Origin of the sequence: Roseburia zhanii (assembly GCF_014287635.1) — a bacterium.
GTDB classification, from domain to species: Bacteria; Bacillota; Clostridia; order Lachnospirales; family Lachnospiraceae; genus Roseburia_B; species Roseburia_B zhanii.
Map to the genome: position 1 here is coordinate 40649 of NZ_JACOPH010000006.1, position 23220 is coordinate 63868.

20 protein-coding genes are annotated in these 23220 nt (G+C 40.5%); 5 read left to right on the forward strand and 15 right to left on the reverse strand.

The genetic code is table 11. The features are described from left to right. Positions 1-297: 297 nt before the first annotated feature. Entirely contained in the window at positions 298-5109 is a 4812-nt protein-coding gene (locus H8S17_RS08600) for an FMN-binding protein (protein ID WP_186866999.1), read from the reverse strand. 438 nt (positions 5110-5547) lie between these two features. Here H8S17_RS08600 and H8S17_RS08605 point away from each other — a divergent pair, with 438 nt between their 5' ends. Together H8S17_RS08605 and H8S17_RS08610 are read left to right on the forward strand one after the other, a co-directional pair. After that, the gene (locus H8S17_RS08605) at positions 5548-6753 is read left to right on the forward strand and encodes an iron-containing alcohol dehydrogenase (RefSeq protein ID WP_186867000.1); all 1206 of its coding nucleotides are present in this window, start codon (positions 5548-5550) and stop codon (positions 6751-6753) included. A gap of 41 nt (positions 6754-6794) precedes the next feature. Further along, positions 6795-7163 carry a RidA family protein gene (locus H8S17_RS08610; RefSeq protein WP_178051043.1) on the forward strand — a complete coding sequence of 123 codons (369 nt, stop codon included), beginning with the start codon at positions 6795-6797 and terminating at the stop codon, positions 7161-7163. 101 nt (positions 7164-7264) lie between these two features. Here the strand turns inward: H8S17_RS08610 and H8S17_RS08615 are convergent, their stop codons facing one another. From H8S17_RS08615 to H8S17_RS08625, 3 genes are read right to left on the reverse strand one after another with little or no spacing between them, the layout of a single operon-like run. Beyond that, positions 7265-7867 (reverse strand): DUF4234 domain-containing protein, encoded by a 603-nt coding sequence (locus H8S17_RS08615; RefSeq protein ID WP_186867001.1) that lies wholly within the window; start codon positions 7865-7867, stop codon positions 7265-7267. Between the two features lie 17 nt (positions 7868-7884). After that, a complete protein-coding gene (locus H8S17_RS08620) occupies positions 7885-8343 on the reverse strand; it encodes a DUF2752 domain-containing protein (protein WP_243238024.1) in 459 nt (152 codons plus the stop codon). After that, a complete protein-coding gene (locus H8S17_RS08625) occupies positions 8330-9244 on the reverse strand; it encodes a coiled-coil domain-containing protein (RefSeq protein ID WP_186867002.1) in 915 nt (304 codons plus the stop codon). Before H8S17_RS08625 ends, H8S17_RS08620 begins: the two co-directional genes overlap by 14 nt. A 282-nt stretch (positions 9245-9526) precedes the next feature. Here H8S17_RS08625 and H8S17_RS08630 point away from each other — a divergent pair, with 282 nt between their 5' ends. Next, a complete protein-coding gene (locus H8S17_RS08630; RefSeq protein ID WP_186867003.1) occupies positions 9527-10330 on the forward strand; it encodes a bacteriohemerythrin in 804 nt (267 codons plus the stop codon). Between the two features lie 73 nt (positions 10331-10403). Here the strand turns inward: H8S17_RS08630 and H8S17_RS08635 are convergent, their stop codons facing one another. Next, complete coding sequence (locus H8S17_RS08635) at positions 10404-10898, reverse strand: QueT transporter family protein (RefSeq protein ID WP_186867004.1); 495 nt, start codon at positions 10896-10898, stop codon at positions 10404-10406. Between the two features lie 295 nt (positions 10899-11193). Here H8S17_RS08635 and H8S17_RS08640 point away from each other — a divergent pair, with 295 nt between their 5' ends. Together H8S17_RS08640 and H8S17_RS08645 are read left to right on the forward strand one after the other, a co-directional pair. Next, a complete protein-coding gene (locus tag H8S17_RS08640; protein WP_186867005.1) occupies positions 11194-11973 on the forward strand; it encodes a TraX family protein in 780 nt (259 codons plus the stop codon). A 44-nt stretch (positions 11974-12017) separates the two neighbouring features. After that, positions 12018-12668 (forward strand): histidine kinase N-terminal 7TM domain-containing protein, encoded by a 651-nt coding sequence (locus H8S17_RS08645; protein WP_330595705.1) that lies wholly within the window; start codon positions 12018-12020, stop codon positions 12666-12668. Between the two features lie 15 nt (positions 12669-12683). Here the strand turns inward: H8S17_RS08645 and H8S17_RS08650 are convergent, their stop codons facing one another. The 10 genes from H8S17_RS08650 to H8S17_RS08695 form a co-directional block, all read right to left on the reverse strand. Then, positions 12684-14282, reverse strand: a complete 1599-nt coding sequence (locus H8S17_RS08650) for a DEAD/DEAH box helicase (RefSeq protein ID WP_186867007.1) — start codon at positions 14280-14282, stop codon at positions 12684-12686. Between the two features lie 12 nt (positions 14283-14294). Continuing rightward, positions 14295-14564 carry a GIY-YIG nuclease family protein gene (locus H8S17_RS08655; RefSeq protein WP_178051052.1) on the reverse strand — a complete coding sequence of 90 codons (270 nt, stop codon included), beginning with the start codon at positions 14562-14564 and terminating at the stop codon, positions 14295-14297. Continuing rightward, positions 14557-16161 (reverse strand): GGDEF domain-containing protein, encoded by a 1605-nt coding sequence (locus tag H8S17_RS08660; protein ID WP_186867008.1) that lies wholly within the window; start codon positions 16159-16161, stop codon positions 14557-14559. Before H8S17_RS08660 ends, H8S17_RS08655 begins: the two co-directional genes overlap by 8 nt. A 276-nt stretch (positions 16162-16437) precedes the next feature. After that, positions 16438-17226: a M23 family metallopeptidase gene (locus tag H8S17_RS08665; RefSeq protein ID WP_186867009.1), complete on the reverse strand. Its 789-nt coding sequence runs from the start codon at positions 17224-17226 to the stop codon at positions 16438-16440. A gap of 73 nt (positions 17227-17299) precedes the next feature. After that, positions 17300-18220, reverse strand: a complete 921-nt coding sequence (locus H8S17_RS08670; protein ID WP_186867010.1) for a SpoIID/LytB domain-containing protein — start codon at positions 18218-18220, stop codon at positions 17300-17302. A gap of 28 nt (positions 18221-18248) precedes the next feature. Beyond that, positions 18249-19121 (reverse strand): 16S rRNA (adenine(1518)-N(6)/adenine(1519)-N(6))-dimethyltransferase RsmA, encoded by an 873-nt coding sequence (gene rsmA / locus H8S17_RS08675; RefSeq protein WP_186867011.1) that lies wholly within the window; start codon positions 19119-19121, stop codon positions 18249-18251. Positions 19122-19187: 66 nt separating this feature from the next. Continuing rightward, positions 19188-21716 carry an FtsX-like permease family protein gene (locus H8S17_RS08680; RefSeq protein WP_186867012.1) on the reverse strand — a complete coding sequence of 843 codons (2529 nt, stop codon included), beginning with the start codon at positions 21714-21716 and terminating at the stop codon, positions 19188-19190. A 12-nt stretch (positions 21717-21728) separates the two neighbouring features. Further along, positions 21729-22445, reverse strand: a complete 717-nt coding sequence (locus tag H8S17_RS08685) for an ABC transporter ATP-binding protein (protein WP_186867013.1) — start codon at positions 22443-22445, stop codon at positions 21729-21731. Between the two features lie 33 nt (positions 22446-22478). Further along, positions 22479-22727 (reverse strand): heavy-metal-associated domain-containing protein, encoded by a 249-nt coding sequence (locus H8S17_RS08690; protein ID WP_178051059.1) that lies wholly within the window; start codon positions 22725-22727, stop codon positions 22479-22481. Between the two features lie 264 nt (positions 22728-22991). Further along, positions 22992-23219: an acyl carrier protein gene (locus tag H8S17_RS08695; protein ID WP_178052059.1), complete on the reverse strand. Its 228-nt coding sequence runs from the start codon at positions 23217-23219 to the stop codon at positions 22992-22994. Position 23220: the final 1 nt, after the last annotated feature.

The following is a 23220-nucleotide window of genomic DNA, read 5'->3' on the forward strand; positions in this document are numbered from 1 at the left end:
AAAATTAGTAAATCTTAGTCCGCCTGTTCATGTATAGTGTTTTGCTGCCATGGACGGCAGCAAAAGTCTTAATGCCCCATGGATGGGGCGTTTAAGACGTACACGTCACTTTGTCACAATCTAATTCAGGCAGACTTAGATTTTCTTATTTTCGTACAACGGAACAAAATAGACTCGGCTTTGTGCAATCTGCCAGTCAAAAAATTTGAAGCCACCTTTTGGCACCCGAATCATACCTTGACGAAAAGCCATATTCGGAAATCCCCGAATACGGCTTTTCTAATAAAATGAAGCATCCTACATTGCTACCACTTTGATCTTCTTATTCAATCCTTTTTTCCGTAAGACCTTCTTATACTTCTTCACCAGTTTCTTCGGCACTTTGACAACTGCATTCCTGTTGATCCCCTTAAATGCATCTGCACCGATTGAACTTTCTTTTAGCTTCTCTGTCTTAATGATGATCGTCTTGATATTGCTGCAGCCATAAAAAGCACGTTTTCCGATCTTTTTCACATTCTTGCCAATCACTAATTTTGTGATCGTCTTATCGTTTGCGTAGGCTTTTGCAGCAACAGAAGTAACTTTCTTTTTCTTTCCTTTTACTTTCTTTGTAGCCGGAATTGTAACTGTTCTTGTTTTTGTCTTTACAGTCTGTGTATTATCTGCTGTGCCGGCATTATCTTCAGGCTTTGTTATTGTACTGCCGCCACCTGTGCCTGTATTGGTATTACCACCCGTAGATGTGGTTCCACCTGTTGTGGTATCCTGCTTATTATCGTTATTGTTCGAAGGATCTTTCTGATCATTATCATCCTTCTTATCAGTATCATCTTTTGTATCCGGCGTCTGTGCCTTTTTCACTTCAAAACCAACAACACCGCTCTCTGATACGATCCACTGTGAAAGTTCCTCTCCATCATAATAGCAAACCTGTGTAAATCCACGATCCTGCAGAGCTGTAAGGAATTTTCCTACTTCGCCTTCTTCGGAAAGCTGTTCTGTCACATGTTTTGCATTTTCATTTAAAGTATCTGCAAATTTCTGTTCTGTCATTTCTTTTGCGGATACGCCTTCTGCGGATACGAATGCACTGTCATTTGCATTGACTCCTACAGCAATATTTGTTTCGTTGACAGTATTACCGTTTTTCTGGACTGCATCCGTATTATAATAGCAGTTCATATCTGCTGCGATTCCACCGGAACGTCCATTGATCCCACCAACATCTGATGTTGTCTTTAAGGAAATGATATCTCCTTTTGCATAACAGTTGATCTGGACACCGCCTGCCTGACCGGTAAGACCACCTGCATGAACTTTATTGTTGTTTTCAGAATTTGCTGTGACATTTCCTAATGCATAGCTGTTTACAACGGTTACACGGTTTGTCATACCAAACAGACCACCTGCGTAGGTATGGGATGTTCCTGTTTCTGCTGTAATCTCTACATCTGCACTGGAATTACGCACCTGTCCGCGAAGTACACTACCTGCAAGACCACCTGCACGGTTAAAACTTTCTTCAGTCGTAACATGGATCATTCCCTGCACATGGCAGTTGTTGATATAGAATCCATTCTGGCTGTTTCCTGTCAGACCACCTGCAAACATTTCATAACGTGTACCTGCATAAATATTGATTCCCTTAAGATTGATATTGCTTAAAGTAACTGTATTCTGATTTTCTGTCGGTTTTTCATTGGTACCACATTCACCTGCTGTTACACCAAACAGACCTGTCATTGCACGGTCTGTCGGGTTTTCTGCACTACCCATTGTAAGTCCGCTGATCGTATAATTTCCACCGTCATAATTACCACAGAACGGATATGCACCCACCTGTTTCTTCTGACCGTTTACTTCTGCAAAGATTACGCTTCCGATCGGTTTGAAATCGATACCGGAAAGATCGATATCTGCTGTCTGTTTAAAGTAAATACCTTTCCATGATTCATCTGCATTTACAGAAGAAGAAAGGTAAACAAGCTGATCTTTATCTGCGATCCGGTACGGATCTTCTTTTGTTCCGCTTCCACCTGCAAATACAGAGGTATCTCCACTTCCATAACCGGTATCATCACCGTAAGATGCTTTTGTCTTTGCCTTTTCGACTGCGCTGTTATAAGCATCTCCGTCAGATCCACCTGAAACTACAGTTGTTTCTGTAACTGCATGATCTTTTACTGTAATCTTTACAACAGATGTTTTCTCATCATTGCGTCCATACCATGTGCCATCTTTCATAACGGCTTCTTCTTTTACAACCTTCTCACACTCCGGCTGTACATAAATGACTTTGGAATATTCCTCACTATAAGCGAGTTTTTCCTCACTCATCTGCCATTTTTTCAAAGCATTGCTGTCTAATGCGTAAAGGGCAATGTCGATTGGGAATTCATCTGTTTTATTTAAACTTTCTACCGCCTTTGCAAAATCTGCTTTTTTATAGCCGATATTTGCATCTGCTAAACCACCTGTATAAATCTCACCTTCATCATTGACACCGGAAGAAACTTTTGTTCCGATTGCTTCTACCGGATCAACGATCTGTTTTGCAGAAGTATCTTCTCCGATGATCATTGTTCCATCCAGGGAATATCCACACTGATACGTTTTTCCAACACCAGTGATCCAGCCGGATACCATACCTGCATAAGTAGAATACTCTTTTGTTGTAACATTTCCCTGGGCAAAGCAATGTACCAGATCACCTGCCTGAACAGCGATCAGATTGCTGACAACTGCCATTCCTTCATTGCCATTATCTCGGTTTCCACTTCCATAGATATCTGCCTTTGTATGACAGTTTGCAACTAAACCACGGTTATTCAATCCGACTAAACCGCCTGCTTCTGCTAAATCTCCTGCTTTTACCACACAGGAAACATTTCCTTCAAAATAGGAATTGATCAGCGCACCTTTGTACTGATATCCGATCATACCGCCTGTAAACTGGTTTCCTTTTTCTGCTGTATGGGAAACTGTTCCTTTTACTGTACAGGAATCAATGACTGCACCATTTCTGCCTGTATCTGTGCTATGTGTATATCCGGCGATCGCACCAACATAATCACTTGCAAGACCTTCTGTATCAATGCATACATCTGTAAGTGTCAGATCTTTAACTGTTGCACTGCCGCCTAACACACCAAAGAATCCCATATATACTTCATCTTTGCTAAGGCTCTTAGGTGCATCTTTTGTTCCGATCGTCATACCGGAAACTGTATGGCCTTTACCATCGAATGTTCCTGCAAATGCATGATCACTCTTACCTACCGGAATCCATTCTTCATCGGAAATATCAATATCATCTGTTAAGGCAATGTTGATATCCTGATAGTCGATCTTGCTGTTTAAGGATATTGCAAACGCCCTTAACTGCTCTTTATTGCTTATTGTATACGGATCTTCACTTGTTCCGTTTCCACCTGCGAAAACAGAAGCATCGATTTCTCCATCTACCCATTCTTCACCATTCGGTAATACCAGTTCATCCGCTGATGTCCATTCTTTAAATGTAACACCCGGTATCTGATAAGCTTCAAGATAAGAAATACTCGCTTTGATGTTCTTATTTAAAATTTCTGCAAAAGCCTCTGTGGAAAGATCATCTGTCTTTACAGCCTCTGCCGGAAAGATTGTATCACAATTTATCTTAGATGACTTACCTGTTGCCTGTGGATCAACTGTTTTCTCTTCTTTTACAGTAGTTCCATTATAAACGATCTCTTTTAACACTGCATTTGATCCATAATAGCCAAATGCCCTGTATGGACCTTCTTCTTTATAGCCATAGGTTCCGTCTGTTCCTTTTTGCATACCGGAAGTCGTACAGTAACCTGCAATAGCACCGATCCACTGTTTATCGGAAAGACCACCGTTACCCACAGTCACTTCTGCGTTAGAATATACATTATAAAGGATACCTGCGTGCATACTTACAATACCACCGGCAATACCGCCCATGTTCGTACTGCGTGGTGCAAATGCTTTGATCTTACCGGATGTCCCACAGTTTACGATCGTAGTATAGTTTCCTGTTGTACCTACGATACCAGCAGCATAAGCAGAATTAGAACCACCTAAAGACTGCGAATCAATATCTGCACTGCTGTAACAGTTTTCGATCAGTGTACAAGTCTGTGCCCTTCCTAAAATTCCGGCTGCCCAGTTCAATACTGCTCCTGTTGCAACGGTACGGATACTTCCACCATCAACGATACAGTGATCGATGATCGTTCCCTTAACACCTGTATAAGAATTATCTACTTTCTCCGGTGCTGTCGTGATTCCTGCAACGGCTCCTGCAAGCACCTGTCCTTTTGCTGTTGTGGATATATTCTCAATGGAGATATCCGGTGCCGAGATTATGATATTTTTTACAACTGCTGTTTTATCCAGGGTTGAAAAAAATCCCCATGAACTAAGAACAGTAGATGAAGTATCTGATGGGATCTCTACAGTTTCTTTGATCTTTAAACCACTTACCGTATGTCCGTCACCGTCAAATGTTCCTGCAAAGATCTTTCCTTTGCTCCCATCTTCCTGTCCGATCGGATTGAAGTTATCGATAGAAGACAGATCGATATCACTGTCTAATTTTACATATTGCCCGGCATAAGAAGTTCCATCATCTACAGATGCAGCAAACTTTGTAAGCTGTGCTGCTGTATGAATGATATATGGATTGCTTTCTGTTCCATCACCTTTGGAAAAAGCAGCATTTTCATCTACAATGCCTGCCTTTTCCAAAGCATCATTAACTGCCTGAAATACTCCCTTGGAACTTAAGGTTGCTCCTGAAATGGCATCCACACCATCTGTACTATTCTTTTCTTTGATCGCTTCATACAGACTCTCAATATCAAAAGTGTCCCAGTAACTCTGTTTCTCCTTTGAAACGGTTTCGATCTTATCAATCTTATCATTCGAAACAGTTATCTGCACTTTAATCGTTCCATTCTGATAACCTGTTCCACTTCCTGTGAAAATTCCGTCATTCCACGTCGCAGCCGATACCGGTATGCCCGTAGCGATCAGGCTTGCACAGAGAGCCATACTGCCAATCCGCACTGCCAGCCGGTTCTTAGATTTTCTTAGCATAATTCTCCTCCTCATTTTGTTTGTATGTTGTTGCTTACTTCAGTTAGATGCTTCTAACTCTCTTTTTATACCTAAAGAGGAAAAAATTGTCAAGGATAAAATTTCTCAATATAAAGTTCCCGGCTTATGTGCAGATGCTGATTTTCCGGCACAAAACATACGGTCTGATGTACTTTTGTTACTGTTCACACAGTAGCCAGACATTTACTGTCTGGCTGCGTAAGAAAGTGATTCAGGTGGTGATTTTTGCTTCGCAAAGCGAACTTTCATGCAAAAATCACGCGTTACTGGTCACGGAGTGAACAGTAATGCACTTTTGATTAAACACATTTTTATCTTAAGAATGGGTATTCTATTTTATTTTAAAAAATGGTAAAATATTGTTGGTTGTTGAGAATCCATGCGATTTTTAATATTAAGAAAGACAAGGAGATTTTTATGAATAATTTTACTTATTATACTCCAACGAAAGTTGTATTTGGAAAAGACAGTGAATTACAGCTTGCTTCTCTTTTAGAAGAATTTCACTGTAAAAAAGTACTTCTTCATTACGGTGGCGGCAGTGCAAAGCGATCCGGTCTGCTCCCCCGTATTGAAAACATTTTATCTGAAGCAAATATCGGATATGTATCCTTAGGCGGTGTAAAACCGAACCCACGCCTTTCTCTTGTATATGAAGGAATCGATCTTTGCAGAAAAGAAAATGTCGACTTTATCTTAGCTGTCGGCGGTGGAAGTGTTATCGATTCTGCAAAAGCGATCGGATATGGTCTTGCTAATGAAGGCGATGTCTGGGACTTCTATAAAAAGGTGCGTATGCCAAATGCCTGTATGCCGATCGGCTGTATCTTAACGATCGCTGCTGCCGGAAGTGAAATGAGCAATTCTTCTGTTATCACGAACGAAGATGGCTGGTTAAAACGTGGATGCAATACGGATTACTGCCGCTTAAAATTTGCGATCATGAATCCGGAATTAACCTATACACTTCCAGAATACCAGACTGCCAGCGGATGCGTTGATATCATCATGCATACGATGGAACGTTATTTTAATCAGGCTGAAAATATGGAACTGACAGACGGTATCAGCGAAGCTTTGATGCGTACAGTTATGGAAAATGCAAAGATCTTAAAGAAAGATCCTACCAACTACAATGCAAGGGCAGAAGTCATGTGGGCAAGTTCCCTTTCCCACAATGGTCTGACCGGATGCGGTACCGATGGTGGTGACTGGGCTTCCCACCAGTTAGAGCATGAATTAGGTGGTATGTTTGACGTTGCACATGGTGCAGGTCTTTCTGCGATCTGGGGAAGTTTCGCAAGATATGTCTACAAAGATAATCTGCTGCGTTTTGCAAAATTTGCTGTAAAGGTACACAAGATTGCAGCATCCGGCAAGGATCTGACATCACTTCCGGAAGAAGAACTCGATGCACTTGCACTTGCCGGTATCAAGGCAATGGAAAACTTCTATCATTCCATTGACATGCCTACTTCTCTCCATGAATTAGGTGTCGATGTTACTGACGCACAGATTGAAGAACTTGCTGAAAAATGCAGTTTCCATCAGACTAGAACGATCGGTATCGTAAAGAAATTAGACAAAGCAGATATGATTGAGATTTACAAAGCTGCCAGATAGGTTATAACGACAATATCATCAAGAAAAGTGAGGACAAGATTATGAATATCATCAGTACTACAAAAGCACCGGGAGCAATCGGTCCATATTCCCAGGGATACGAAGCTAATGGATTTGTATTTACTTCCGGACAGATTGCGATCATTCCGGAAACAGGTGAGATTGCAGAAGGCATCAAAGCACAGGCTGATCAGTGCTGTAAAAATATCGGTGCCATCTTAGAGGCTGCCGGTGTCAGCTATGACAACGTTATCAAAACTACCTGCTTTTTAGCAGATATGGGCGATTTCGCTGTATTTAATGAAATCTATGGTGGTTACTTTACTTCAAAACCTGCAAGAAGCTGTGTTGCAGTCAAAGAACTGCCAAAGGGTGTACTTTGTGAAGTAGAGGCGATCGCTGTAAAATAAGACCGCACCGGATAATGAAATACCTGCTCAAAAAAAGGGACTGTTGATAAAACAGTCCCTTTTCTCATATCTATACGATTCTATATACTCACACAGATATATTATAAATTATACTTTCTGTTATATGCGTTACAAATTCTGTTACTATTTTTGATCAAAATGTTCATAGCAATGAACGGTCCGATTCCACATAACAGTGCACCAAAAACGAACCATAATAATACAGTTGTTCCATTTTCCTGAAAAGACAAACCATATCTTGGTGCATTTGCTGCAAGTCTGTTTCCTAATTTGTAATACCACACCCAGCTATAGATTCCACATGTGATGATAGATAACAAGATAAATGCTACCAGTCCTGAAGTCTGCTCTCCATCACCCTCACAGGCAATATTTACATCATGTGCCATTTTATAAATAAAATAATAGCTGTAAATACCACATGTGATAATGCTCAACAGAATGTAAGACAATAAACCTCTGTCATCTTTCAGACGTGTTCCACAACCATATGGCGGAGTCTGTCCTCCATTATTGAATGTCTGATGAACTTCATTGATCGCACTTCCTAATTCCTGTTCTGTTGCCTGAAAGGCATCATTTGCCATCTTAGAAAACTGATTTCCAATGGAACAAGGCTCTCCACATGACGGGCAAAACTTTGTATTATCAGGAATCTGTGCCCCACACTTTTGACAAAACATCTGCTCTTCCCCTTCCTCTAAAGTATTTTGCTTATAATTCGAAAGATAAACCCATTTTCAGGATGAAATACAACTATATCATCTTTTAAAATTATAAGTCTTACAAAATATACACTAACATATAGGACTATCATTGTAAATATAAAATTTTTATAAACTTTTTCTTTTATATGCCCTTTTTGCATCCATACAATCATAAATATTGGAGGAGTAAAAAAAAGCGGATGGTATGCAAATGCTTTTCGGATATCTAAGTGTAGTAATGCAAGCCATGCTCTTGACATTCCACAGCCTGCACAGGAAATACCTGTCAGAAATTTAATTGGACAGGTAATTCCGACTAGTTCCATGATCAGATAGAATGCTGCCACAACAAAAACTGCCGGCAAAATCTCTGTTACTCTGTCCCATGCAGCATAATTGTATATTTCTAAGTGTATATCCAGACGTCTGCCCTCCTGCTTAAATCTTCGCATTCACAGTAAGTCCCTTCAAATCTTCCTCTAACAGTTTTTCTTGTTCTAACACTTTCTTGATCTCGCTGTCCATATCCCTTGTGATGTCTTCGCTGTCTGTAAACTGTTTTGTCATATCGGCAATCTTTTCACGATTCTTTTCAACAGCAACTTCTACTTCGCTCTTGTTCTCCTTGGCTGCTTCGACACGCTTTTCTTCCTCTTTCTGTTCTTCCTGACGCTCTTTTGCTGCCTCCTGTACTTCCTCTGCCTTATCGTCGATCTGCTGTTTCGCATCATCTACTAACATACCAATCGCTTCCTGTGATGCAGCATCCATGATTTCTTCTTTGGCTCTCTGTGCCTCTGCCATTGCCTGTGATTTTAAACGTTCTACCCTGACATTACGGATCACACCGGTACTCTGGCTGATCTTATCCTGATTATCCTGCATCTGTGTCTTCCAGTAATCAGCCTGTCCATATAATTCCATGGATCTTTTCTGATACTCTGTCAGTTCGCCCATATTATCAAGGCGTTCCTGTTCCTCTTCGGTTAAAGTTTCCATGGAACCATGCTTCATCATATCATACTGTTTCTGTAACAGTTCTAAATCTTTCTGTTCCTGACTATCATCCTCTACCTGATAATAATCTTTGACCTCCGACATCTGATTATTAATATCTGTCAGAAATTTGTTTGCCTCGTCATTATCTTTCTGATACTGTTTGATCTGTCCCCTGATATCATCAAGACTGTCATCGATCTTTTTTTCACCATTTCTTGCAGATGTCACCACATGCATGGCTTCTTTGAAACGCTGCTGTTTTTTTGAAGCGATCTTCTCTTTGGCATCCATATCCTGGTTCCGGAAAAAATCACTGCCAAAAAATATATTTTTCCGTTCATTTGAAATCTTCATAGCTGATTCCTCCCCGATGCTTATACATACTCTCCTGACGTTAAAACGACAGTTTCTCTGATCTGTATGAAATATTACTAAAATATCTTAGTACTTATATCGGTATCTTCCCTGATTTTCTAAATATAAACGCCTGTTTTTTTATTTTTGGACTTGAGTTTACAATGCATCATGCTATAATTAGCGTAAATTATGATCAAAAGCAACTATTCAGAACCACCCGGAATATATGAGTGGAGTTATGGATCGTTATAAGCAAAAAATACAACGAGGTGATAAATTATGTACCAGTTTACAGATGACTGCCGGATCGGCATTCCACAGATCGACGATGAACATGCACAGCTCTTTTCCCTGATCAATGAAGGCTACGCCCTGTTAGCTGCAAAAGATACCGACCTGCATCTTACAGCAAAGCACCTGATCGCCCATCTGCGGGAATATGCAGATACACATTTTACACATGAAGAAGCCTATATGAGATCGATCGGTGATCCCGAACTTAGTTCCCAGCAGCAGGAACATCAGGATTTCATCGCATATTTAGATTCCCTGCACTTAGAAAAATTAGATAATGTGCGTATCCGCCCTGCCTTAGAAAGCCTGTTAAACTATCTTTCACACTGGCTGTTCCATCATATTATCGGAAGTGATACGCTGATCGGAAAATTTGAATCTCCATTTTCATTTACATCTAAATACCTGACAGATATTCCGCTGATCGATGACGAACATAAGCGGCTCTTTGAGATCATCAAAGATGCTAATGATGTGATCCATGCAGAACTGCTCCATGATAAATATGATGAGATACTTCATATTATATCTGATCTGAAAGACTATACTGCGGTACATTTTGCCGATGAAGAAACCTATATGGGAAAGATCGGCTACCCTGAACTAGAGAGCCAGAAAAAGGCTCATACTGCTTTTATTGACAAACTTGCTGAAATCAACTTAGATGATCTTGATGCACACCAGCAACATTACTTAGAAGATCTGATCAGTTTTCTTTTAAACTGGCTGTCTGTACATATTCTGCATATGGATAAAAAAATCGGGGAATTTGTTGCTAACTTAAAATAATCAGTCTAAAAAAGCTGTTGTACTGCTTCAGATAACGGATATCCATTTGCAGTACAACAGCTTTTCTGATCTTCTATACTTCTGTTTTAAAGATCACATGTCTGTATTTTTCCAAAATACTAAGTAATATCATTCCTAACACACCACAGGAGATCACTTCTCCGATACCGACTGTCAGCATAAAATACGGGATTGTTCCCTCTGCCATGTAGACATAGGCAAGAACAAACGGCACGATGATGGTATTTGCAATGATCGGTGGCAGTGGCGCTGCCCATTTGTACTTTCTTAGAAGGTAAGTACCGACCGCCCCTAATAATGTGGCACAACTTCCAAATACAACATCAAGCGGCATACAGCCTGTCAGCAGGTTACTGATCACGCATCCGATCGTAAGTCCCGGGATTGCTGCCGGTGTAAAATACGGCAGGATCGTCAGTGCCTCTGAAAACCGCACCTGAATGGCATGGTTTGCAAGTCCGAGTGCATTTGCAAGCATTGTCAGAACGACATACAAAGCAGCGATCATGGCTGCCTGAGTGGTAAATAGTACTTTTTTGTTTCTCATATTTAGTTTTCTCCTTTAGTTTTGTTTTACGAGTGGAAGGTCACGAACACTCGATTCATTTTACGCCGGGAATCGGCGGCAAGCCCTATACGACCTTGTTTTTATGGGCATTGCAACGCAAAGAGTATAGCACATAATTTTTCACTCCGCAATTCTCTTTTGAAATTTTCCCTATACAAACGGCTATATTTTTTTTATAATGATACAAAGAAATTGCCCGGCAACAGAACAATTTGTGTATCATCTGATGGGCAAAACACTTACATCACACAAACATATTGGGGATAAGATACAAATGAAAGAATTGAACCGGACTCAGTTAAAGCTGATCGCCATCTGTGCCATGGTATGTGACCATCTGGCATGGGGATTTTTAGATTTTTACACACCACTTGCACAAATTCTGCACATCATTGGCAGGCTTACGATCCCGATCATGTGCTTTTTCATTGCAGAAGGATACCGCCATACTTCAAATCTGCGTAGATACATCCACCGCATGATCTGTTTCTGGCTGATCTCCATCCTGCCTTTTTATCTGTTTTTCGGAGATATGTACGAATACCGGCAGAATATTATCTTCGACCTGTTACTAGGTCTTTGTACATTGACCGTCCTAAATGCATCAACATTCAAAAAATGGCAGAAAGGCCTCCTTACCGCTGCCATTTTCTTTCTATCAGCTGCTGTAGGAGGATGGCCTATTATGCCAATACTGTTTATCCTGATATTTTATTATGTTCCTGACTTTAAAAAACAGGCTCTGTGGTTCTGTACCCTGACGGTACTGCTGGTCATATTTTTAGCTGTCACAAGCTCATTGAACCAGACTTACCATTTCTGTCATTATAGCTGGATGTGGTATGACAGATTGTATATGCTCGGATTTATGCTGTCTCTTTTATTCTTAAAGCATTATAATAGGGAAAAAGGACAGACACCTTTCACATCCTATTTCTTTTATATATTTTATCCGGCACATTTTTTGCTGCTTTATATGGTGCAAAAACTGATCGCCGGTGTTTCCGCCGAACAGATCTACACCTGTATGTTTGCTATGCTGCGATCAAAGTAGAGTATCTTGGTGAAGTTCTGCTGATCGCAGCATTTACGCTGTTTATCAAAGAACTCTGCCACCGGAAAATTCCTATTTTTATCTATATTTTAGAAATTCTGGTTGGTATGATCACCCTGTGGTGCATTTTTACCGTAGAACAGAACCACTTCTTCTATAGTAATATCGGCAGGGATTCCAGCGGATCCTTTCCACGGCTGTCTCTGACATATAATACCGGTTTTTACCTGTTTGCGGTCTATCTTGCTATTTACTGTATGGCTGGGATACTCCTCTGCCTTCATACTGCCAGACACTGTACCGGCATTGAACGAAAACGTCTGTATTGCTGTATCTGCGGAATCATCTGTCCATGGATACCGATACTTTTACGATCCTTAGGATTGACCGGCGGCTATGAAATGCGTCTGGAACCACTGATGGAATCCGGTTATTTGCAGGGATATATGCTCTGGGCGATCAATATGACGGAACATTATAAACATTTAATGAAAATTGAAGACATTGCAGACTTTAAGGAAAGCCTTTCCCATACGAAATATGCAGATGTAACTGCTGTATCGATCGGAATTGCGATCTGCAGACCTGTGGAAAATGAGCCTGCGATCAGTTATGCCAAACTCTACAGCAGAGCAGACAGAGCCTTATATATTTCTAAGAATAACGGCAAGAATACCTGGTATTTTTATTCATAGTTACGATGCCGCTGCTTATCTTCCGTTTGCCGGTTCTACGTGAATGGCTTTTCCCTTGATCTTCACGTTCTTCATGGCAGATAGCACTTTACTGCCGTATTCTGCCGGAACTTCCACAAATGTATATTTATCATACATATCGATCACTCCGACTAAATCACCGGATATCTTAGATTCTCCTGCAATTGCCCCTAAGATATCTCCCGGTTTTACCTTCTGTTTCTTGCCGATATTGATAAACAGACGTACCATTCCGTCTTCTGCGCCGGTATTTCCAAAGTCATACATACTCTCATTACTGTAATTTCCGGTATTTGTTTCTCCTGTACCTAATGCCTGTTTTAAAAATGCGGCTGCAATATCCATCGCTGTATAATCGGACTCATTGATCTGTTTTTCGATCATATTGATCATATCATGCAGATCTTCTCCCTCTATGATCTCTGCTAACTTATCCATGATCTTCTCTGCTTTCATCTGTGCCACATCTTCTGAGGATGGGATCGGCTGTGCATAGATCTTCGTCTTGCAGTAACGCATGATATCTTTTAATTTATAGACTTCCTTACCCTTGACAAAACTGAATGCCTTTCCGGTTCTTCCGGCACGCCCTGTCCTTCCGATACGGTGTACATAGTATTCGTCATCCTGCGGAATATCAAAGTTGAAAACTGCCTCAACATCGTCTACATCAATTCCTCTTGCTGCAACATCTGTTGCGATCAGGATATCCGTCTTGTCTTTTCTGAAATTAGCCATGACACGGTCTCTCTGTGCCTGTTTCATATCTCCATGCAGACCTTCAGCAAAATATCCGCGCACACTGAGTTCATGTGCTAATTCATCCACCATTTTCTTGGTATTACAGAAAACGATCGATACTTTCGGATTGTAAAAATCCAAAAGCCTTGTTAAGACTTCTACTTTGTCTTTTCTTCTGACGTCATAGTAATACTGTTCAATATTCGATACAGTCAGTTCTTTCTTTACGACTTTGATCGTAACAGCATCATGCTGGTATTTTTTTGTGATCTCTAAGATTGGCTTTGGCATGGTTGCCGAAAATAGTACCGTCTGGCGTTCTTCCGGTAAATATTCCAAAACAGTTTCGATATCTTCCCGAAATCCCATATTTAACATTTCATCTGCTTCATCAAGTACGATCGTATGCACATGATCGCACCGGATCGTCTTTCTGCGCAAATGATCCATCACTCGTCCCGGTGTACCTACAATGATCTGTACTCCACCTTTTAAGGAGCGGATCTGCTTGGTGATATCCTGTCCGCCATAGACCGGAAGGATTTTGATCCCATGCATATATTTACTTAAGTTCCGCAGTTCTTCTGCTACCTGTATCGCTAATTCCCTTGTCGGGGATAAAATAATGACCTGTGTCTTTTTTAAAGATGGATCGACTTTCTGCAGCATCGGGATTCCAAATGCTGCTGTCTTACCGGTTCCGGTCTGTGCCTGTCCGATCACATCCCTGCCACTCATAACGACCGGGATCGCCTGTGCCTGGATCGGTGTCGTTTCTTCAAATCCCATCTCCTCTATTCCACGTAAAATCTGGGGCATCAGCCCTAATTCATCAAATCTGATCGTTTCCATATATTTCCTTTCTTACCTGTTCCTGTTGCTGTCTATCAGCTTCTCTTTTTCCTGTCTGCTCAACTGCTTGATCTTCGCTTCTCTGCTCATTGCCTGCTGTTTCGTATCGGATTCCTCTAAATAGACCAGTTTTACCGGTTTCCGGCAACGGGTATATTTCGCTCCTTTTCCTTCATTATGCGCTTTGAGCCTTTTTTCAATATCATTTGTCCAGCCTGTATACAATGTACCATCGCTGCATTCTACTATATATGTGTAATTCTTATCTTTCTGCTCACTCATATAAGCCGCCCGCTAACAGATCATTTCTGCCTTTCTTTTTCACCTGATAAAGCATATCATCGGCAAAATGCAGATATCCTTCGACCGAATCATCCACCTGCGGCACATCTGCCCATGCTCCCTGTGAGATTGTAACAACTTCGCATACCTGTGAAAACTGATGCTCGATCTGCAGTTCTAAAATACTGTCTTTTAATTCCTGCATAAACGTCTTCACCTGTAATCTGGTATACCCCTCGAAAACAACCGCAAATTCGTCACCGCCATAACGGAATGCAGTGATCCCATCATGCTTTTCTAACATTTTCAGCCGGTCTGCGACCTGTTTTAAGCAGACATCTCCTGCCTGATGTCCATAATTGTCATTATACTGTTTAAAATAATCGACATCTAACATCTCAACTGCAAAACATGATTTCTGTTCCTTTGCCCGAAGAAGTGCTTCTCTGGTATATGTATTTAAGTGCAGACGGTTATACAGTCCTGTCAGTGCATCCGTTTTGGATTTTTGCATCAAGATCTGTTTTTCCTGTTCTGCCTCTATACGCATTTTTGTTTCTGCATCTAAAGTCTGTCTGACATTTAACATAGCAGAGATCATATAACTGGTTTCTTTTTCCATAATACTTGAAAGTTCGTAATAAATTCCTGCTTCCATCAAATATTTTTCCCGCTCCTGCATCAGTTTATAATATTCTAACTTAAGGGAAATCAGCTTTCTCTGCAGATTGATAAGATTTGCATGTTTTACCGGTGTTTCTAAGACTTTTACCATGTTTAAAAATTCCTGATAACGTCCAATGTCAAAGAGCATTTTACTATATTCATATAATTCATCAAACACATCCATGACCGCAAACTGGTCTAACGTATGTTTCCTGATCCTCTCGATACAGATATCTCTCTGGTGGAATTTTTCTTCTGCATGATAAAGATTCGCCTGATAGATCAAAAAGAACAGTTCGTCTGTTTCTTCCATATGTAAGTAACATTCCTGCTTTATCTTTTCCATATATTCTCTGGCTTTATCTATCTTTCCTAACCGGATACAGCATTTTCCCATGCTGATATAAATAGACGTTTTATAAGAATTATAATTTCTGCATTCTTTCTGTTCTAAAAGCATCTGATAACTGTCTTTTAAATACTGCTGTGCAAGTGCATACTCGCCTACAGATAAATACAGTGTTCCGATATTCAGATTGATCATACAGCCTTCTTCATAAAGATGGTATTTACTGCAATAAAAAAGACCATTCAGGTAATAATCCATGGCAAATGGTGCATTTCCGCGATTGAAAGAAGTGATTGCTAACAGATTATATGCGCGTGCAGATAATCCCCACTGTCTGGTCTGTTCTAAATAGCCAATAGCTCTTGTCATATTATGAAAGAGATGCTCGATACTATTCAGTACATAATAGGTTTCTCCGGCATAATAGTAAGCAAATCCCAACAGCTTTTTATCATTTACCTGTGCAGCATACTGTTTGATCGATTCACAGTTTTCTAATGTCTTATCTGCATGGATGCCCCGGTTTTCCATTACCAGACGAATCCATTCCTGAACCTGTTGACTGTATTCCCTGTAGTCCATTCAAGCCGCCTTTCTTTCGATGCATCATATAACTGTTCAACAGCATTTTTATCCGTTACCGTCTTATTATACGGTCGCTCCTATAAAAATTCAAGAAAAACTCATTTAGGAGCATTCCTAAATGAGTTTTTTGGATTACAGTTCACACAGCAGCCAGACATTTACTGTCTGGCTGCGTAAGGAAGTGATTCAGGTGGTGATTTTTGCTTCGCAAAGCGAACTTTCATGCAAAAATCACGAGTTACTGCTCACGGAGTGAACAGTAACGTTTTTTGGTTACTGGAAAAATTCCACCGGATCGACCGGTTCTCCATCTTTTTGCAGTGCAAAATACAGATTGCTTCCTTCTAATGCAAAATACTTCGTAGGCTCACTCACAAATCCGATCGTATTGCCCATTTCCACATAAGCACCTGTTTCATAAGGAACTTCCTTAAGTTGTCCGTAAATCGCCGTATAACCATCTCCGATATCCATCGTAACAGTATATCCGGTCACTTCATTTGTGGAAATATCAACGATCTTCCCGCTTGCGGCTGCTTTTACTTTGTCATTTACATTTCCCGAAATGATGACCGCCGGATTGTATTTGTACTGGTCTAAGGTTGTAAAATAAACCGTCTGATCCATACTGTAATCTAAGATGACCGAACCGCTGACAGGCCAGAGCAGTCCGGTTTCTGTATCAAAATGCAGTTCTCCTGCTGCCGGCTTTTTTGCTGCTGTTTCTGCTGTCTGTGTGTCAGCTTCTACGGCTGCATCTTCTTTTGCGATCGTTGCTGTTTCGGTATCTTTCATTTCACTGCTCTTAGGTTCGATCACTGCAGACGCCCTTGCTGTCTGTTCTTCTGTGTCCTCCTCTTTGATGTCTGCCTTTGCCGTTACAGAATTTTTGATCTCCTCTTTCTGCTCGGTGTCTTTGACTGCCACCTGCTGTTTTTGGGGTTCACTTTTTTCCCTGCCGCTATAGAGATAGACTCCGGTAAATCCTACTGCTGCGATCAGCATACATACGACTGCGATCTTATACCTGTTTCTCCAGAAAAATGTATTTGTCTTCCTCATTTCATCACCATCCATAGTCATAATATTTACTTGCTGACTATAGTCTGTGCGTATTTTGAGGTTTTATTCAATTCTATTGGGATACAAATTCAATTTCTGTATAAAAATATTCTAAAATCTCCTTATAAGAATATCCCTGCTCTGCCATTGCGTCTGCCCCATACAGACTGCAGCCTAACCCATGCCCGACACCTTTTGTCACGACCCGGATCCTGCCGTCCACTTCCTTTAAGGCAAATGCGGAAGAATCCCAGTCATATAACAGACGGATCTTCTCTCCTGAATAAGCAGTCCCTAAAACTGTACACTCTGTCACATATCCGGCTTCATCTTTTTTTGTGACAGAGATCTCAGAAAGCAGTTCTGCCGCTGTTTTTCCTGCTGATATATCTGCTGCATCTCCGAATAATTCCCTCCCTTTTTCCACAAATTCCTGCGGTGTATAAAAGACCACTTTTAAAAAATCTGGGGATATGATATCGGTTCTGCTGTCCTTGCTTTTTAAATATGGGAAATCTTCGTTTTGATATATTGAATTCGCATTGCGCGTATATCCTGCACTACATTTATGAAAATCTGCTTTGATATATTCTCCATTATAAGTCATGACAACTCCTTTGGTTGCTTCGATACTGCTCTCTAACCGGCTGTAATATTCGGAAAAATTTTCTTCGCCGAATATGCGGATCATTTCTCCTTTTGTCAGTCCTTCGGGAAGATCTTCTCCCCTTTTGATTGCCCTGTAACAGTTTGTCCTTGCAATGACTGCCTGTGCTTTGAGTGCTTCAATCTCTGTTTCCATCGTTACTTCATTTGCAATGATACCGGTCAATATATCTTCATCGAAATCCGTTTCTTTTGTCTGATACGCAGTCTTATCTTTTTTTGCAATGACTGGATCTTTTTGTCCCTGCTGCATGACAAGCGTAAATACGACCGGAATCAGTATAAATAATACAAGTCCACATAAAATACGATATAAAAAATGCTTCATACTATAGTGTATGAAGCACTTTTTTTAATTATGCTTTTATAATGGAATGCATGATATTGCTTAACTTTGCAAACTGCTCTAATGTCAGGGCTTCTCCCCGGATATTGACCGGTACGCCAAGTGCTGTGATGCTTTCCTGTATCTGCTCTTTTGACAATGGAATGTCCGGTGCATTATTCAGTCCATTTGCTAATGTTTTCCTGCGCTGGTTAAAAGATGCCCGTATGATGCGGAACATCAGTTTTTCATCTAAAACGTCTACCGGTACGGTTTCATGCCGCATCAGACGGATCACTGCACTGCCGACATTCGGTCTTGGCATAAAACAGTTCGGCGGCACATTTGCTACGATCTCCGGTTTTGCATAAAACTGTACGGCTAGAGAAAGTGCACCATAATCTTTACTGCCCGGTCCTGCCTGCATACGGTCTGCCACTTCTTTCTGCACCATAATGGTGATCGATGCGATCGGCACATGGCTTTCAAACAGTCCCATGATGATCGGTGTCGTTATATAATATGGAAGATTTGCAACTACTTTGATCGGTCTGCCCTGATTTTTCCGCTGTGCTAATTCCTGTATATCTACTTTTAAGATATCCTCATGGATCACTTCCACATTATCATATTCTTTTAACGTATCTTTTAAGATCGGGATCAGGTTATTGTCGATCTCAACCGCAGCCACTTCTCTTGCATTTTCACAAAGATACTGTGTCATGGTTCCGATCCCCGGCCCGATCTCTAATACAAAATCATCTTTTGTGATACCTGCTGCATCAATGATCTTTTCTAATACATGGGTATCGATCAAAAAGTTCTGTCCGAATTTTTTCTGGAAATTAAATTTATATTTCTGTAATACCTCAATGGTATCTTTTGGATTGCCTAAATATGCCATATGCTTCTCTCTCTCATTTTTTTTAAGGATAGCACACGCCCTTTAAAAATGCAAGAATCGCAGGTTTTACTCTACGTTTTTCAAAGCCTCATCCATCGGGATCCGTTTGATCCTTCCAAAATCAAAGAACAGCACTATGAGATATCCGATCAGCACAAATCCAAACATCTGTAAATATCCGACCGACTGCATGACAAACGCAAACCAGCCGCTGTAACTAAACATGATGATTTTCCATGCCAGCTTCATAACAGATACACCAATCAGCGTGCCTAATGCCGCTTCAATGACCACCACGATCGTTGTGGACATCAGATACAGGCTTGCAATTTCCTTATTGTCATATCCTAAGATCTTCGTCATAGAAATTGCATTTTCATTTTTTTCAATAATGATCTTTGTCAAGAGGTAGATCAGTACGGTTGATAACAACACGCACAAAATCTGGAAATACTGCATCATCGAGCCCATCGTGTGATCTAACTGGTCACTCATCTTCGTAATATCCCGTTCTGTAATCACCGTGGCAATATCATCTTTGGAAATATCGGTGATCTCGCGATCACTAAGATAACCGGTAAATTCTTCGTCATCATAGTCAAACATTTCACGGAAACGCTCGACCGGCATAAATACAGCAATGCTCTGGCTCCTGTCATATGTGCCTGCGATTTTAAAATGATACTGCTTATTTTCATATTTTTCATCGAGATCAACTGTATCACCGACTGCAAGATCATATTTTTCTGCAAATGAGTCAGAGATGTAAACCGTATTTTCCTTTAGATCGTCAATATCTTTGATCTTTACATATTTGCTGTCCGGCTCTACTCCGTATACGGAAATCTCCTCGTCAATGGAATTTCCTTTTTTCTGCAGGGAAGTCAGACAGAATCTTTCTGCGTCTTTTACTTTTGTATCGATCACGTTTTTATCTTCGTCCTGATAGGATTTTAAGATATACTGGTACTTAGAAAACATCAGCTCTGTCACATGATCCTGATAATAATCTAACGTCGATGGCATTCCGACTGCCATGGCTAACATGACCATGATAAATGAAATTCCCGCAAGCAGAATGATATAGTTCGGCAGGTTCTGGAAAATGATACGCAGACGGAAACGGTTGATGAATTTCCATTTCGGTAAACGCATTGCCTTTTTGCGTTTCGTCTTTTTTAAGTCATGGCGTAAAAACTGTAACGGCGTATGCTGCATCATTCTTACGATCACGATCAGATTCACAATGACCATCAGGCACACCGGAATCAGTGTGGTCTTAAGAAATGCCTCTGCATTCCAGATTGTTTCATAGGCCGGCAGACTGTAGCTTGAATAATACATGGAAACGACAACATTTTTAAACACTGTATAGCCTAACAGATTGCCCACGATAGCTGCAACAAAAGTTACGATGACCGGTGTGGAAATGTAATGAGCGATCAATTCGCCTTTTGTATATCCAGATGCTCTTAAAGTTCCGATTGCTGAAGATTCTTTTGTAATTGTATTGCTGATCGTAATGGCAAAGATAAATGCAATGATCACGATCAGAATATCTAAGAGTACTCCTCCCATTGCCTCATCGGAGCTCATATCATCTGTTGCAAACGTGATTGCCGGATTTGCATATGCCGGCACATAATCTTCCATCTCATCCTCATATACAACTGTCTGTGTCAGAAGTGCTTTTAAGAAATCATCCGAAGCATTCTTTTCTTCCTGTTCTGTTTCTTTTCTATCCTCGCAGCGCCATGCATACGCATAATGAATGCTTTCTTTTAAACGGTCAAATCCTTCGTCTGTTACCATTCCTACATTAAATTTTAATGCATCAAACATCAGATCGGTTGTTTTTTCATGCAGAGTTGCATAATTGACATATGCGATCAGACCGGTAACTGTATACGTTTCTCCACCGACTGTAATCGTATCTCCCACAGTAATTCCCACATTATCTGCATGCATACGGTCAACTGCGATCTCATTTTCTGTTTCCGGTAACGCTCCATCTAATACACATGCAAGGTTCACATCGTCTGTCTTAGCATATACACGGATCGTTCCATCGGATCTGCCATCGTTATCGTGATCTTCGCTTTCATTACGGAAGAAATCTTCGTAGACATTTACCTTCTCTGCTTTAAAATCAGGATCGTTTAACTCATAGTCTTCTTCCGCTTCTTTATATTCTTTATCAATCTTATCAGAAACCTCTTTCCAGGCTTCATCATATGCCATCTGATACATTTCATTATGTTCGGTACCAAAGGTTTCTTCTAACTTCTCCTCTAATTCCTTTTTGGCTTTGTCGGTATAATATTGTTTTACATCGGCTTTTTCTCCTGTTTCGATTGCTTCTAACAAGTCTTTGTCTGCTTTTTTCTTTAATTCAAAATGACCGTCTTCTCTTTTATACTTTGTGACACTCTCTGTTGCCGCCTGCATCATACTTCCGTTTGCAACATACATTCCTGATACAAACCCGATCGTTAAGATCAAAAAGAGTGCTACCACTAAATATTTTTTCCAGTCACCGAAAAATTCTCTTGAAATACGTTTTTTTAAGGGATTTTTAATCTTTTTATTCTTCATATCACACACCCCTTACCACTCAAGATCAGCCGCCGAAACCTTATTGGTATTGATATGATTATAGCGGACTGCACCATCACGCAGTTTGATCACATGATCTGCCATATCTTTGATCGCTTCATTATGTGTTACCATGATCACCGTATTTCCGTATTTCTTATTTACGTCCTCGATCAGCTTTAAGATCTCTTTAGAAGTCTGATAATCTAATGCTCCGGTCGGCTCATCACAAAGCAAGATATCAGGATTCTTAACGATCGCCCTGCCGATCGACACACGCTGCTGCTGTCCGCCGGAAAGCTGGTTCGGAAGTTTGTAGCGGTGGTCATAAAGCCCTAGTGTATGTAACAGATCGTCAATATCAAGCGGCGTATCGGATAAATAAGCACCGACTTCAATATTTTCTTTGACATTTAGATTTGCGATCAGATTGTACATCTGGAATACATAACCTAAATGCTTTCTTCTGTATTCGGTCAGCTTCTTTTCTCCTAAATCCTCTAACTTATCCCCATTGATGGAAATATAACCGGAATCTGCACCGTCAATTCCACCGATGATATTAAGCAGTGTGGATTTTCCGGAACCGGAAGGGCCAAGCAGTACGCAGAACTCGCCTTTTGCAACGGAAAAATTCATTCCCCGAAGGACTTCCTGCCGTGTTTCCCCACTTCCGAATCCTTTCTGTAAATCAACGATCTCTAAAAATTTCTTTTCATTCTCTGGCATATAAACTCCTCTCCCTTTTACCTTTTCTATGAATTAGCGGTGAAATAAGCCTTTCTTTACATACGGTTCTGTCTGCATGGACACTAACTCATATCCTGTATCTGCGATTGCTTTTTTTAATGCTTCTTCCTCTAGCGGTTCTTCTGTGATGATCTCCGTTTTGCCTTTCTTATGCGAAGACGTCACTTTGTTTACCTGAAACTGTCTGCGGATCGTGTCATTGATATGGGATTCACACATCCCGCAGGACATTCCGTTTATGTCTAATGTCTGTTTTACCATAACTGCCTCCTGTTTTCTCTTATTGAGAGATTATTACATTTTAGTTAGTTTTCGCTAACTATTATAGCATGTTTTTCCATTTTGTCTTGTGGTGCAGGTGAGAAAGTTTATCAGTTATGTAGATTCGGGTGTCAAAAGGTGGTTCACAGCTTTGTGCAATCTGCCAGTCAAAAAACTTGAAACCGCCTTTTGACACCCGAATCCTATACACAAAAAAAAGACCTATCTAAGTTCCATCACTTAGATAGGCCCACACAAAAATTACTAATTCTCTTTAAAGTCTTCAATCAACTCATACATCGCCTCTGCGGAATTGAAATTATCCGGAATGATCTCATCACTTGGGATCAGCACACCGTAGACTTCTGCGACCTCCGATATGATTGAGATGATATCTAACGATTCTAACAGCCCGTCATCAACTAATGCCTGCTCCTTTGTAAAATCCACATTTGGTTTGATCTTCTTAAGTAATTTTAAAAATTCTTCCATC

Excerpts from the sequence above, each read along its gene's own strand:
- H8S17_RS08600 (WP_186866999.1), bottom strand. The coding sequence starts at position 5,109 with ATGCTAAGAAAATCTAAGAACCGGCTGGCAGTGCGGATTGGCAGTATG.
- H8S17_RS08605 (WP_186867000.1), top strand. The coding sequence starts at position 5,548 with ATGAATAATTTTACTTATTATACTCCAACGAAAGTTGTATTTGGAAAA.
- H8S17_RS08610 (WP_178051043.1), top strand. The coding sequence starts at position 6,795 with ATGAATATCATCAGTACTACAAAAGCACCGGGAGCAATCGGTCCATAT.
- H8S17_RS08615 (WP_186867001.1), bottom strand. The coding sequence starts at position 7,867 with ATGTTTTGTCAAAAGTGTGGGGCACAGATTCCTGATAATACAAAGTTT.
- H8S17_RS08620 (WP_243238024.1), bottom strand. The coding sequence starts at position 8,343 with ATGCGAAGATTTAAGCAGGAGGGCAGACGTCTGGATATACACTTAGAA.
- H8S17_RS08625 (WP_186867002.1), bottom strand. The coding sequence starts at position 9,244 with ATGAAGATTTCAAATGAACGGAAAAATATATTTTTTGGCAGTGATTTT.
- H8S17_RS08630 (WP_186867003.1), top strand. The coding sequence starts at position 9,527 with ATGTACCAGTTTACAGATGACTGCCGGATCGGCATTCCACAGATCGAC.
- H8S17_RS08635 (WP_186867004.1), bottom strand. The coding sequence starts at position 10,898 with ATGAGAAACAAAAAAGTACTATTTACCACTCAGGCAGCCATGATCGCT.
- H8S17_RS08640 (WP_186867005.1), top strand. The coding sequence starts at position 11,194 with ATGAAAGAATTGAACCGGACTCAGTTAAAGCTGATCGCCATCTGTGCC.
- H8S17_RS08650 (WP_186867007.1), bottom strand. The coding sequence starts at position 14,282 with ATGGAAACGATCAGATTTGATGAATTAGGGCTGATGCCCCAGATTTTA.
- H8S17_RS08655 (WP_178051052.1), bottom strand. The coding sequence starts at position 14,564 with ATGAGTGAGCAGAAAGATAAGAATTACACATATATAGTAGAATGCAGC.
- H8S17_RS08660 (WP_186867008.1), bottom strand. The coding sequence starts at position 16,161 with ATGGACTACAGGGAATACAGTCAACAGGTTCAGGAATGGATTCGTCTG.
- H8S17_RS08665 (WP_186867009.1), bottom strand. The coding sequence starts at position 17,226 with ATGAGGAAGACAAATACATTTTTCTGGAGAAACAGGTATAAGATCGCA.
- H8S17_RS08670 (WP_186867010.1), bottom strand. The coding sequence starts at position 18,220 with ATGAAGCATTTTTTATATCGTATTTTATGTGGACTTGTATTATTTATA.
- rsmA (WP_186867011.1), bottom strand. The coding sequence starts at position 19,121 with ATGGCATATTTAGGCAATCCAAAAGATACCATTGAGGTATTACAGAAA.
- H8S17_RS08680 (WP_186867012.1), bottom strand. The coding sequence starts at position 21,716 with ATGAAGAATAAAAAGATTAAAAATCCCTTAAAAAAACGTATTTCAAGA.
- H8S17_RS08685 (WP_186867013.1), bottom strand. The coding sequence starts at position 22,445 with ATGCCAGAGAATGAAAAGAAATTTTTAGAGATCGTTGATTTACAGAAA.
- H8S17_RS08690 (WP_178051059.1), bottom strand. The coding sequence starts at position 22,727 with ATGGTAAAACAGACATTAGACATAAACGGAATGTCCTGCGGGATGTGT.
- H8S17_RS08695 (WP_178052059.1), bottom strand. The coding sequence starts at position 23,219 with ATGGAAGAATTTTTAAAATTACTTAAGAAGATCAAACCAAATGTGGAT.